Below are 13080 nucleotides of genomic sequence, written 5' to 3'. Positions count from 1 at the left end.
ATCATAAAAACGGTCGCCATTGGGCATGGTTCTGGTAGGTTCAACCATCATGAGTGGAGAGCGATTTCATGGGCGTGAAGCATAATCCGAAGCGGGATCGGCACATCGATGCGGCCCGGGCGGCAGGGTCCAGATTCGGGGCCGAGACACTGCCACCGGAAATCCTCTTCGGCGGAGCGAGCAACGATGACCTCGACCGTTACACGCCTGAGATGCTGGCGCTCACCGCTGCCCACGCGCGCGGCGAGCTCGCGCGCTGGGACGGCGGCAAGCCGCAGGTCTCGGTGGAGACGGTAGCAGGGGTCGCACCGGGTGGTATCGAGGTTTCGATCATCGCGATCACCGAGCGCAACATGCCCTTCCTCTACGATTCGGTGATGGGAGAGGTGACGAGCACCCACCGCGACATCCACCTGGCGATCCACCCGATTCTGGTGATGGAATCCGGCAAGCCCGTGAAGCTCTTCGATCCGGACGAGGAAAGCGCGCCCGAGCACCGCGTCAGCCATATTCAAATCCACTTGAGCAGGCTGACGCCGCTCGAGGCACGCTCACTGAGCAAGCGCATCTCGGATGTGCTGGAGCAGGTTCATCAAGCCGTACACGACTGGCCGGCAATGACCGCTTTGCTCGACCAGGCAATGCGGGAGCTCGAGGACTACAACGCTTCCCGCAAGAAGAGCGACCGCGACGAGGCGCTGGCGTTCCTTCGCTGGCTAAGGGATAGCAACTTCACCTTCCTCGGCATGCGGGAATATACCTATTCCGGCAAGGGCGGACGGGCGACCGTCGAGCGCGGCAAGGGCAGGGGGCTCGGCATCCTGTCCAATCCGGACGTGCGGGTCCTGCGCCAGGGCAAGGATGCGGTGCTGACGACGCCGGAAATCCTCGCCTTCCTCGAGGGCCCAGACTTCCTGATCGTCACCAAGGCCAATGTGAAGTCGGTCGTCCACCGACGTGCCCATATGGACTATATCGGCATCAAGCGCTTCGACGCCTCCGGCAACGTCGTCGGCGAGCTGCGCATCGTCGGTCTGTTCACCTCGACGGCCTACACGCGCCAGGCGTCGGAGATCCCGCTGCTCAGGCACAAAATAGAGAAGATCGTCGATCATTTCGGCTATGATCCGCAGAGCCATTCCGGCAAGACGCTGGCGAACACGCTGGAAGCCTATCCGCGCGACGATCTTTTCCAGATCGATGTCGGGCTTCTCGCCGCCTTCTGCGAACAGATCAACGAACTCGGCGACCGGCCGCGGGTACGGGTGCTGCCGCGCATCGACCACTTCGACCGCTTCGTGTCGGTCATCGTGTTCGTGCCGCGCGAACAATACGATTCCGATGTCCGCGAAAAGATCGGCGACTATCTGAAGACCGTCTATGACGGCCGGGTCTCGGCCTATTACCCGGCCTTTCCCGAAGGCGGGCTCGCACGCGTCCATTTCATCATCGGCCGCTCGGGCGGCAAGACGCCACGGGTTCCCCAGGCGAAGCTCGAAGAGGCGGTCCGCGCCATCGTCACCCGCTGGATCGATCGGTTCAATCTGCTCGCCCGCAAGGAGGGCACCGAGATATCGGTCGGTGAGGCCTATCAGGCGGCCTTCACGCCCGCCGAAGCCTATGCCGACCTCGGAGACATCGCCGCCTGCACGGCTGGCGACCCGATCCGCATCTCCTTCTACCATCGGCATCAGGAGCGGCCGGATACGCTGGAACTGAAGATCTTCCATGCCGACACGCCCGTTTCGCTGTCGCGCCGCGTGCCGCTTCTCGAAAATCTCGGCTTCCGTGTCATCAGCGAGCAGACCTACGACATCGGCGTGCACGTCCATGGGGACGAGCCCCGCGAGGTCGTCCTTCACGACATGGAACTGATCCACCGCGACGGGCACACGCTCAACCTCGCCAGGATCGGCCCGGCACTGGAGGAGGCCTTCCTCGCGGCCTGGAACGGCACGACGGAGGACGACAACTTCAACCGGCTGGTCCTGCTTGCCGGGCTCACCGCCCGCGAAATCACGGTACTGCGCGCCTATGCGCGCTATCTGCGCCAGGCCGGCATCACCTATTCCCAGGGCTATATCGCCGATACCCTGAACAAATATCCGACGATCGCCGCCGACATCTTCCGTCTCTTCTCCACGCGCATGGATCCGACGACGGAGGTGAAGGCGCGCACGAAGAAGTGCAACGCCTTGCTGGCGGGCATCGAGGAGGCGCTGTCTGCCGTGCCCAGCCTCGACGAGGACAGAATCCTGCGCCGCTACGTCAATGCGGTCCAGTCGACGCTCCGGACGAACTATTTCCAGAAGGACGCCGAGGGCAGGCCGCGCGCGGTTCTTGCCTTCAAGCTCGATCCGAAGCAGCTCGAAGGCCTGCCGGAGCCGCGGCCCTTCCGCGAGATTTTCGTCTACGGCACGGAAGTGGAAGGCGTCCATCTGCGCTTCGGCAAGGTAGCGCGCGGCGGGCTTCGCTGGTCCGACCGGGCACAGGACTACCGGACCGAGGTGCTCGGTCTCGTCAAGGCGCAGCAGGTGAAGAACGCCGTCATCGTTCCGGTCGGCGCCAAGGGCGGCTTCTATCCCAAGCAGCTGCCTGTCGGCGGCAGCCGCGACGAGATCTTCAAGGCGGGAACGGAAGCATACAAGACCTATATCCGCACGCTGCTCTCGGTTACCGACAATATCATCGGCCAGGAGGTCGTTCCCCCTGAGGACACGTTACGGCTCGACGGCGACGACCCCTATTTCGTCGTTGCCGCCGACAAGGGAACGGCAACCTTCTCCGACACGGCGAATGCGCTCGCCCAGGAAGCGGACTTCTGGCTCGACGACGCCTTTGCTTCAGGCGGCTCCGCCGGCTACGACCACAAGAAGATGGGGATTACCGCACGCGGCGCGTGGGAGGCCGTCAAGCGGCACTTCCGCGAAATGGACGTCGACATCCAGACGACGCCCTTCACCGTCGCCGGCGTCGGCGACATGTCGGGCGACGTCTTCGGCAACGGCATGCTGCTTTCGGAAAAGATCCGGCTGATCGCCGCCTTCGATCACCGCGATATCTTCATCGATCCCGAGCCGGATATCGATCTCTCCTTTGCCGAGCGCAAGCGAATGTTCGCGCTGCCACGCTCCAGCTGGCAGGATTATGACCGCAAGGCGCTCTCGCCCGGCGCGATGATCATCTCGCGTTCGGAAAAACTGGTGACACTCACCCCCGAAGCGATGGCGGCGATCGGCATCGACAAGCCGAAGGCAACGCCCTTCGAGATCATGAGCGCAATCCTGAAGAGCCCGGTCGACCTGCTCTGGTTCGGCGGCATCGGCACCTATGTGCGCGGCGCCAACGAGACGGATGCGGAGGTCGGCGACCGCGCCAACGACGCGATCCGCGTCTCCGCCGAGGACGTGCGGGCGCGCGTGATCGGAGAGGGGGCCAATCTCGGCGTCACCCAGAAAGGCCGGATCGGCTTCTCGCTCAATGGCGGGCGCTGCAACTCCGATGCCATCGACAACTCGGCCGGCGTCAATTCCTCCGACGTCGAGGTCAACATCAAGATCGCGCTTGCCTCGGCCATGCGCGACGGCCGCCTGACCCGGCCCAAGCGCAACACGCTTCTGGCATCGATGACGGACGAGGTGGGACATCTCGTGCTGCGCAACAACTACCAGCAGTCGCTGGCGATCTCGCTCACCGAAATGCAGGGCCTCGCCAACCGCACGCCGCTGGCGCGGCTGATGGCGCGGCTGGAGGCCGACGGTCACCTCAACCGGAAGGTCGAGACCCTGCCGACCGATCAGGCGATGAGCGAGCGCTACCAGGCGGGCCGGCCGCTCACGCGCCCGGAGATCGGCGTGCTGCTCTCCTATGCGAAACTGGTGCTCTTCGACGAGCTGATCGTCAGCGAGCTTCCGGACGACCCCTATTTCACGGCGACCCTGGAGCGCTACTTCCCCGCAAAGATGCGCAAGGCCTATGCCGGCGACATTCACGGGCACCGGCTGCGCCGTGAGATCATCGCGACCGTGCTCGCCAACGAAACGATAAACCGCGGCGGCCCCGCTTTCGTCTCGACGCTGACGGATGCCACCGGCTTCCTATCCGCCGACGTCGTGAAGGCAGCGGTGCTGGCCCTGGATGGCTTCGATCTGCCGCGCATCTACGGCGAGATCGACGCGCTCGACAACAGGATCAGCGGCGCGATCCAGAACAGGCTCTATCATGAGGTGGGGCGTATCTTTGCGCTCGTCGCCGAAAGGGCGCTGCGCACCCGCGCCTCCGAGGGCTCCGTGGCCGAAGCGGTTGCCCGGCTTCGCGACGGGCTGCAGAAGCTGCGCGGCACCATGCGGGCGGCGATATCCAGGGAGGGTGCCGAGGAAGCGCGCCTGAGGGCCGCTGGCTTCATCGAAAACGGCGTGCCGGCAAAGCTTGCCGAGGAAATCGCCGAACTGTCGCTCATGACCCTGGTCCCTGAGATCATGCAGATCGCCACGGTAACCGGCGAGCCGCTGAGCCGCACCGCCCAAGCCTATTTCACCGTCACCGAGAGCCTGAGGATCAACCGCCTGCTGGCGGCCGCCGACCGCGTGCCCGCCACCGAGCAGTTCGAGTCGATGGCGCTCTCGCGGGCGGTCGGCGATATCGGCACCGCACGCCGCGATATCACCATCGCCGCCCTCGTCGAGCATAAGGGCGACCGAAACCCCGTTCTCGCCTGGCAGGACCGCGATCGCCAACGCGTCGCCACTGTCGGCGACCAGCTGAGGCTGCTGACCGAAAAGGGCGAAACGACCCTCGCCAAGGTCACTGTTGCAGCCGGTCTCCTCAGCGATCTTGCACGCGGCTGGACGAAATGACACAGTCCCTCCGGCCGTAAATAAGCCGGAGGGCCCAATTCCGCTCCGGTTGAAGGTTGTTCTTCATTGCCCTGCCCGCCGCCTACGAACGCGGCGCGCTTGCGCAAGTGCCGGGGAGGGATGAAGTGGATATCGCGGCTGGGCGAATGGAGGAGCGGCCTCGGACTTCGCGTCTCGGCATTGCCGGCTGGATGCTGTTCGACTGGGCCGCGCAACCCTTCTTCACCGTCATCACCACCTTCATCTTCGCGCCCTATTTTGTTTCCCGGCTAACGGCCGATCCCGCACATGGGCAGGCGGTCTGGGGCTATACGCTGACCGTCGCGGGGATCGTGATTGCCCTGCTTTCGCCGGTCCTCGGCGCAATTGCCGATGCGTCCGGCCCACGAAAGCCGTGGATCGCCTTTTTCGCCGCCGTGAAGATCATCTCGCTCGCCCTGCTCTGGAACGCGGCACCGGGCTCATCCCTGATCTATACGGCGATCTTTCTTGCGCTGGCGACCGTGGCAGCCGAATTTTCCATCGTCTTCAACGATTCGATGATGACGCGGCTCGTGAGCGAAAAGGAAGTGGGACGCATCTCCAACATCGCCTGGGGCCTCGGCTATCTCGGCGGCATGATCGTGCTGATCGCCGTGGTCGCGCTGATTGCCGGAAGCCCGCAGACCGGCAAGACGGCGATCGGACTCGAGCCTCTGTTCGGGCTCGATCCGGCAAAGGGCGAAGACGCCCGGATCACCGGCCCCATATCCGCCGCCTGGTACCTCGTTTTCATCCTGCCAATGTTCCTCTTCACGCCGGATGCGACCAGGGCAAGGATGTCCATGGCTAAGGCAACCGCTCGGGGCTTCGAAGAACTGAAGGGCACGCTTGCCGAACTCAAGGAGAGGGCCGGCATCTTGCGGTTCCTGATCGCCCGGATGATCTTGCAGGACGGCGTCAACGGGCTGCTCGCGCTCGGCGGCACCTTCGCCGCCGGGATGTTCGGATGGCAGACGATGGAACTCGGGCTCTACGGCATCATCCTGAATGTCGTGGCGATCTTCGGCTGCCTTTATGCGAGCAGGCTGGATGCACGGCTCGGCTCCAAGACGATCGTCGTCGCAAGCCTCGTCTCACTGACGATCGCCACGCTCGGCATCGTCTCGACCGGGCCCGGTTTCACGCTCTTCGGGCTTGTCCCGCTTGGCTCGACGGACTCGGGCGGCCTCTTCGGCACCGCCGCCGAAAAGGCCTATATTCTGTATGGACTCCTGGTCGGCGTGGCCTTCGGGCCGGTCCAGGCCTCATCCCGATCCTACCTCGCGCGCAGTGTTTCGCCCGACGAAGCCGGGCGTTATTTCGGTCTCTACGCTCTTTCCGGCCGCGCCACCTCGTTCCTGGCGCCCGCCTCGGTCGCGACGATCACGCTTGTGACCGGTTCGGCCCGGATCGGCATGATGGCGCTGGTCGCCTTTCTCGCCGTCGGTCTCGTGATCCTCCTGCGGACCCCCTATCCGGCGCACCGGCCGCTATAGGAATTTCGCGCAGGAGGCTCAGAACGGGACGAGAAAGAGTTTGTGCGGTTATGCGCCCGCATCCCGCGTCTCGACTTCTTGGACTCGATCACGTTCATGTTCTTAGGTCGACCCGACCCAAAAACATCGTGATCTAGTGCCGGAAATGCCGCATACCTGTGAAGACCATCGCGACATCGTGCTCGTTCGCCGCCGCGATCACTTCTTCGTCGCGCATCGAACCACCCGGCTGGATGACGGCGGTTGCGCCGGCAGCGATGGCTGACAGAAGCCCGTCGGCGAAGGGGAGGAAGGCCTCCGAAGCGACGGCCGAACCGCGCGTGAGCGGCTCGGCGAGGCCCAGTGCCTTGGCCGCTTCTTCCGCCTTTATGGCAGCGATGCGCGCGGAATCGACGCGGCTCATCTGGCCGGCGCCGATACCCGCCGTCTGGCCGTCCTTGGCATAGACGATGGCATTGGACTTGACGTGCTTCGCCACCTTGAAGGCGAACTTCATGTCTTCGAGCTCCTGCGCCGTCGGCGCACGCTTGGTAACCACCTTGAGCTCCAGGTCCTCGACCATACCGTTGTCGCGCGTCTGGACGAGCACCCCGCCGGCGACCGTCTTCGCCGTCAGGCCGGGCGTGCGCGGATCCGGCAGGCCGCCGGCCGCAAGCAGCCGCAGGTTCGGTTTGCGGGCGATGACGGCTTTCGCCTCGTCGCTGACCGAAGGCGCAATGATCACCTCGGTGAAGAGCTTGACGATCTCTTCCGCGGTCTCGGCGTCCAGTTCCTGGTTGAGCGCGATGATGCCGCCGAATGCCGAGGTCGAATCGCAGGCGAGCGCCCGGCGATAGGCTTCGGCGAGCGAGGGCGCGGTCGCAACGCCGCAGGGGTTGGCATGCTTGATGATGGCGCAGGCCGGTGCCTTCTCCGGCAGGAATTCCGCCACCAGTTCGAAGGCGGCATCGGTATCGTTGATGTTGTTGTAGGAGAGCTGCTTGCCCTGTAGCAGCGCCGCCGTGGCCACTCCCGGCCGTTTCTCGCCGGTCACGTAGAATCCGGCTTTCTGGTGCGGGTTCTCGCCGTAGCGCATCTCCTCCCTGAGCACGCCGCCGAGAACGCGGTGGCGCGGCATGGGCGTGTCGAGCACTTCGGCGAACCAGTTGGAGATCGCCGCATCATAGGCCGCCGTGCGGGCATAGGCCCTGGCCGCCATTTTCTGGCGAAAGGCGTAGCGCGTCGCGCCGTCTGCGATTTCCTCCAGCAGCGGCGAATAGTCAGCCGGGTCGGTGACGATCGTCACATAGGCATGGTTCTTGGCCGATGCCCGGATCATTGCGGGGCCGCCGATATCGATATTCTCGACCGTGGTCGGATAGTCGCCGCCCTTGGCGCGGACTTCTTCGAAGGGATAGAGATTGATGACGGCGAGATCGATCGCGGTGATGCCGTGCGCGCTCATGGCGTCCGCATGCTCCGCGTCGTCGCGGATCGCGAGAAGACCGCCATGGACGCCGGGGTGAAGCGTCTTGACGCGCCCGTCCATGATTTCCGGAAAGCCGGTCAGCTCCGACACGTCGCTGACGGGAAGGCCGGCCTCCGCAAGCGCCTTGTGCGTACCGCCGGTCGAGATGAGCCGGATGCCCTTGTCGTTGAGGGCGCGGGCGAGTTCGACGATGCCCGTCTTGTCGGAGACCGAAAGGAGGGCGGTTTTGATCCGGACCTCGTCCGGGGCGGGGATTTTCTTGGAGGCGACAGCCATCGACCTTGCTCCTTTGGCAGCGCCGGACGCGTAGTGAGGAGGTTCCGGCGATTGGGATGGCTGCCCGTTAGCATAGCTTGTTCCCGGAAGGAACCTTCGGCGCCGCGCAACGGGAAAATAGGCCCGGCGCAATTTCGGGATCATCCCTCGCGCGTGAAAGTCCACTGAATTTCCGGCTGCGAGGCGGCAGAGAAGGTCACGCTTATCTGCGACGAGGCGCGCACGCCGGAGGGATCGGCGAAGAAAATGTCCTCCTCGATCGCGAGCGCACCGTCGCGACAGGCGAAGAGCCATGCCTCTCCATCGGGTGCCGTCAGATATATCTCGCTCTCGCTGTGCCGGCGCATGCCGATTGCCGGATGGATGTGGAAACGGGCGACAGCGGTCGCGTCGTCGTCATTTTCCGGATCGCTGCCATCCTCCAGCAGCAGGCGGTCGCGACCGCGGATCAGCCGCCCGCCATTGAGAATTCCGATGTCGCGCTCGTGGATCAGGCCGAAGGGAGCAAGGTAGCCGTCGTGACTCGCTTTGACCTGCTCGATGGCTCCCGGCTTGTCCTTCCTCTCGATCACGATGCGCGAGGGGCCGCTGATCATGACCGGACCGAGGAACCGCGACTGCGAAAAGCGGCAGGAGGACGTGTCGTCGACGGTGACTGTGGAATGCGCGGCGGTCGTGCGCGCCATCTGCCGAAATCGATCGCCGGCAAATTTCGGCGCGCCGGAGTTGACGACGAAGCGGTTCCTGCCGGAGGACATCTCGAAGGAGAGGCAGCCGGCATGGGCGCTGCGCGATAGGTCGACCGAAAGCGGTCGTCCGGTGTCCATGATGATGACGGTATCGCCCATCGCCAGACGTTCGTAATGGGCGTGCGGCAAGGACCGGAACGGCTCGCCGGACGTCTCGTCATATCTGAGCACCGAGGCGAGCTCATGGGCGAGAACCGATGTCGCGCCGTTGAAAAGGGCGAGCTCCCCGCTCTGGTGGCGGAAGAAGCGGAGCGCCGGATATATGCGGTCGATGCAGGGAATGAGCCTCGCGGGCACGTCGTGTCCGAGATTGACATAGGTCTGGCGCAGCGGCAGCAGATCGAGCAGCAGCTCGAGCCCGGCGCGGGGGTTTCGGGAGAAATGCGCCCCGTCGGGCAGAAGCTGCCGCTCCAGCTCCAGATCCAGATTACGCGACGCCTTGCGGATCGCCGAAGGCGTAGCCGGCATCGAAACGGAGGCCATGGCGAGTGCCAGGCGAACCCTCAGGCGCGCCTCTCCATCGGAAACGGTCTCGGCGACATTCCGGAGGTAGCGGACCTGAAGGGCAAGGCTTCTCAGGAAGCGGCGATAGAAACCGTGCTCGGCGTTGCGCAGCACCACCGGCGAATGGGACAGCCAGGCGATGACGCGCTGCGCAACCACGTCCGCTTCCCACGAGATTTCGCCGATGCTTCGGCCATGGCTGCCCATCCAGTCGTCCATGATCTGGCGCAGCCGGATCGAGCCGGCTTCGTCCTGTATCGCCCGCATGTGACGCAGCCAGCCGAAGGAATGAAGCCGGGCCGCGAACTCGTGCGACGGCAGGTCGATTTCGAAAGGCGACTCGCCTTCGGTATCCAGAACGCGGCCGGCGAGCGGAAAACGACCTGCGAGGATCTCTTCGGCGGCGAAGGGATCGATGGCCCGAAGATCCGTGGGTGCGACGATCAGGCGGGCGGGCGTAGAGCCCGCAAAGCGCAGCGCCGTCGTCATTCCGCGCGAAAGCAGGCGCGCCAATCGTCGTTGGCCTTCGCGCAAATACAAATATAGGAGCCTTGTTTTACTGGAAAACGGCATCGGCGCCCGTGGGTTTCCTCTTGAACCGGAGCCGATTCGAGGATCAAGCAGAAGATCGGAATCGTGCGGGAAAGATCATTAAATATTTATCAACCCTGCCGCCATTGATAGGCGGGCCGTCCGAGGGCGTCAATTGTTCCAGCAAAACAGTCTGTTGATGAGCGCCCTCAGGCGCCCGCACGGCGCAGCACGGCGGCATAAAAGCCATCGAGGCCACCGGCGAAGGGCGGTTCCAGCGGCAGCATCGCAGGTGTCGTGCGGAACTCTCCAAGCGCGGTGATTGCCTTTTCGAGCCCCGGCCAATCGGCTGCGTCGATCGGCACCCGTTCGCATCCGCTGTCGGCGACGACGCGGGCGACGACCTCCTCGCCCTCCAGCGGGTCGAGCGAGCAATTGGAAAAGACGATGAGACCGCCGGGCTTCACCAAGGTAAGCGCGTGCCGCAGCAGCCGTTCCTGCAGCCCGGCAAGCTTCGCGACGTCCTGCGGGCCTTTCGTCCAGAGCACGTCGGGATGCCGCCGGGTGGTGCCCGTCGAGGAGCAGGGAGCGTCGAGAAGGGCCGCGTCGAAGAGTTCTTCCGGCCGGAACTCGGCCATATCGCTCTCCTTGGTTCGGGCCTCGAAGCCAAGCCGCTCGAGGTTGCCCTTGAGCCGCCGCAACCGGCTTGAAGACTGATCGAGCGCGGTCACCTCCGCCCCCGCGAGGACGAGCTGCGCCGTCTTGCCGCCGGGCGCGGCACAGAGATCGACCACCTTCTTTCCGGAAATATCCCCGAAAAGGCGCGCCGGAATGGAGGCAGCCGCGTCCTGGACCCACCAGGCGCCCTCCGAAAAGCCTGAAAGCGACGGGATCGAACCGGAGAATTCCTGAAGACGAACGGAGCCGGTCGGCAACACGGTGCCGGCGAGCCGCTCCGCCCAGGAAGCGGCATCGGACTTCACGGTCAGGTCGATGGCGGCGGGTACGAGCTGCGCCTCGGAGATGCGCTCGGCCTGGTCGGGACCGTAACAGGCGACGAGCCTGTCGAAGAACCAGCCGGGCATCGCCGGGACTTGTCGCAGCTTTTCGAGAATTTCTTCCTTTTCACGCGAAAGCCGCCGCAACACGGCGTTGACGAGGCTTGCGAACCGGCGGTTACGCGGATCGGACTGGGCCTGTTCCACTGCGAGGTCGACGGCCGAATGATCCGGAACGTCGAGATAGAGAATTTGCGCGGCGGCGACGGTCAGCACATGTTCGAGAGCCCGCGCACCCTCGGGCAGAGGCGTTTGCAGAAGCGAATCGATGGCCGCACGAATACGAGGCAGATGGCGGAGTGCCGAGTTGAGAATGGCGCGCACCAGCGCGCGATCGGCTTCGCTCAACTCGCGATAGGCCGGGTTCCCGCGCTCCGGATCGAGCATTCCGTCCAGCGGCGTGTTGCGGTCCACGACCGCCGCCAGGATCTTGGCAGCCGCCTGGCGGCTCTTCAGGCCCGGTTTGGCCGCGGCATCCGCACCGGGCCGGGCTCCTGCCCCTCCGGAGCGGTTGTGCTCTCGGGATCGTTTCGGACGTGAATCGTTCTTATTGTCTTCGGGCATCAGGACCAGGGGCCTTTCGGCGGTTCGGAACCACCGCGACCCCAGCCGGTTCTCGGGACAGAGCGCGATTTGCGCCCTGCATTATCAGGGCGGACCGGCGCCGTCGAGCCCGTGGACGTCTCGCGGGCCATTCTCTCCAGAGCCGCAACCCGGTTCTCCGTGTTCGGATGGGTCGAGAACAGATTGTCCATCCGCTCGCCCGAGAGAGGATTGATGATGAACATATGCGCCGTCGCCGGATTGCGCTCGGCGTCATTGTTATGGATGACCTGAGCGGCACCGGCGATCTTGCGGAGCGCCGAGGAAAGCCAGAGCGGATTGCCGCATATCTCCGCACCGCGGCGGTCGGCGGAATATTCGCGTGTACGGCTGATCGCCATCTGTACCAGCATGGCCGCGAGCGGGGCAACGATCATCGCGATCAGCACGCCGATGAAGCCGAGCGGATTGTTGTTCTCGCGGTTGCCACCGAAGAAGAAGGCGAAGTTGCCAAGCATGGAAATCGCACCGGCGAGCGTCGCCGTCAGCGTCATCGTCAAAGTGTCGCGATACTGGATATGGGCGAGCTCATGCGCCATGACCCCGGCAACCTCCTCGTAGGAAAGCGAATGCAGCAGTCCCGTCGAAGCGGCGACCGCGGCATTCTCCGGATTGCGACCGGTGGCGAAGGCATTCGGCTGCGGGCTGTCGATGACGTAGACGCGCGGCATCGGCAGGCCGGCATTCTTCGCCAGATCGCGGACGATCCCGTAATATTCCGGCGCGCTGTGCTCGTCCACCTCCTGCGCCCGGTACATCCGCAGGACCATCCGGTCGGAATTCCAGTAGGAGAAGAAGTTCATGCCTGCGGCGATGACGAGGGCGATCATCATGCCACCGCGGCCGCCGATGACATAGCCGACGGCCATGAAGAGGACGGTCATGAAGGCGAGCAGCATTGCGGTGCGCATGAGATTCATGAATGAGCTCCAACCAAATCGGTGTCCTTCCCGCGCCTCTTGGAAAGCCGCCTGCAGCCGCTTCGTTCCATTCGGTACGCGCGAAGGTTTCACGTGAATCAAGCTTTTCCGTTCACACGGAAGTGCCTATATGATGGGGATAAACGGCCAGCTCTTCAATATCGTTACGGAAACCGCGACCGGTATGCAGAACGACAACGACAATTCTCCCGACCGCCCCAGACGTCCGCTTTCCCCGGCAGCGCTACGCGCTCTGAAGGAGGCGGAAGAGCGGCGACGTGCCGAAGGGCCGAAGGATATGCCGGCGGAACTCGGCGGGCGCGGCGGCCTCGACCCGGCTCGCTTCGGCGATTGGGAGATCAAGGGCCGCGCGATCGATTTCTGAGGGTGGGCCGTCAGGTTTTCGTTTCGGTGGCGAATCGGCCGCTGCGTTCCACCCGTACAGCGCTTTGCGCTTCGCCCCTCACCCTAACCCTCTCCCCGCGAGCGGGGACGAGGATGCTGATGCGGTTACAGCAAATGCGAGGGAGTGCGGTGGCCGCAATGTCCCCTCTCCCCGCTTGCGGGGAGAAGGTCGCGGCAGCGGGATGAGGGGCTG

At 64.3% G+C, this 13080-nt stretch carries 7 protein-coding genes; 3 read left to right on the top strand and 4 right to left on the bottom strand.

The window, feature by feature from the left end; all coding sequences use genetic code 11:
* Window positions 1-68: 68 nt before the first annotated feature.
* Together M1D34_RS15760 and M1D34_RS15755 are read left to right on the top strand one after the other, a co-directional pair.
* The gene (locus M1D34_RS15760; protein ID WP_107607780.1) at window positions 69-4856 is read left to right on the top strand and encodes an NAD-glutamate dehydrogenase; all 4788 of its coding nucleotides are present in this window, start codon (window positions 69-71) and stop codon (window positions 4854-4856) included.
* A gap of 125 nt (window positions 4857-4981) precedes the next feature.
* Complete coding sequence (locus M1D34_RS15755; protein WP_498779831.1) at window positions 4982-6373, top strand: MFS transporter; 1392 nt, start codon at window positions 4982-4984, stop codon at window positions 6371-6373.
* 133 nt (window positions 6374-6506) lie between these two features.
* On the opposite strand, the gene purH is transcribed toward M1D34_RS15755, so the two are convergent.
* From purH to htpX, 4 genes are all read right to left on the bottom strand, one after another.
* Complete coding sequence (purH, locus tag M1D34_RS15750; RefSeq protein WP_498779830.1) at window positions 6507-8117, bottom strand: bifunctional phosphoribosylaminoimidazolecarboxamide formyltransferase/IMP cyclohydrolase; 1611 nt, start codon at window positions 8115-8117, stop codon at window positions 6507-6509.
* Window positions 8118-8257: 140 nt separating this feature from the next.
* Window positions 8258-9943, bottom strand: a complete 1686-nt coding sequence (locus M1D34_RS15745; protein WP_498779828.1) for a heparinase II/III family protein — start codon at window positions 9941-9943, stop codon at window positions 8258-8260.
* Window positions 9944-10110: 167 nt separating this feature from the next.
* Complete coding sequence (locus M1D34_RS15740) at window positions 10111-11523, bottom strand: RsmB/NOP family class I SAM-dependent RNA methyltransferase (protein WP_498779826.1); 1413 nt, start codon at window positions 11521-11523, stop codon at window positions 10111-10113.
* Complete coding sequence (gene htpX, locus M1D34_RS15735) at window positions 11523-12482, bottom strand: zinc metalloprotease HtpX (protein ID WP_003531758.1); 960 nt, start codon at window positions 12480-12482, stop codon at window positions 11523-11525. Before htpX ends, M1D34_RS15740 begins: the two co-directional genes overlap by 1 nt.
* Before the next feature lie 130 nt (window positions 12483-12612).
* On the opposite strand from htpX, the gene M1D34_RS15730 reads away from it, so the two are divergent.
* Window positions 12613-12867, top strand: coding sequence for a DUF1674 domain-containing protein (locus M1D34_RS15730; protein WP_498779824.1), 255 nt, complete (start codon window positions 12613-12615; stop codon window positions 12865-12867).
* Window positions 12868-13080 lie beyond the last annotated feature (213 nt).

The organism is Ensifer sp. D2-11 (genome assembly GCF_054161295.1).
The sequence above is the reverse complement of the archived record's forward strand: the minus strand, read 5'-3'. Positions and strand labels throughout refer to the sequence as shown.

Coding starts and splice junctions, on each gene's coding strand:
- M1D34_RS15730 (WP_498779824.1), top strand. CDS start 12,613: ATGATGGGGATAAACGGCCAGCTCTTCAATATCGTTACGGAAACCGCG.
- M1D34_RS15760 (WP_107607780.1), top strand. CDS start 69: ATGGGCGTGAAGCATAATCCGAAGCGGGATCGGCACATCGATGCGGCC.
- M1D34_RS15740 (WP_498779826.1), bottom strand. CDS start 11,523: ATGCCCGAAGACAATAAGAACGATTCACGTCCGAAACGATCCCGAGAG.
- M1D34_RS15745 (WP_498779828.1), bottom strand. CDS start 9,943: ATGCCGTTTTCCAGTAAAACAAGGCTCCTATATTTGTATTTGCGCGAA.
- purH (WP_498779830.1), bottom strand. CDS start 8,117: ATGGCTGTCGCCTCCAAGAAAATCCCCGCCCCGGACGAGGTCCGGATC.
- htpX (WP_003531758.1), bottom strand. CDS start 12,482: ATGAATCTCATGCGCACCGCAATGCTGCTCGCCTTCATGACCGTCCTC.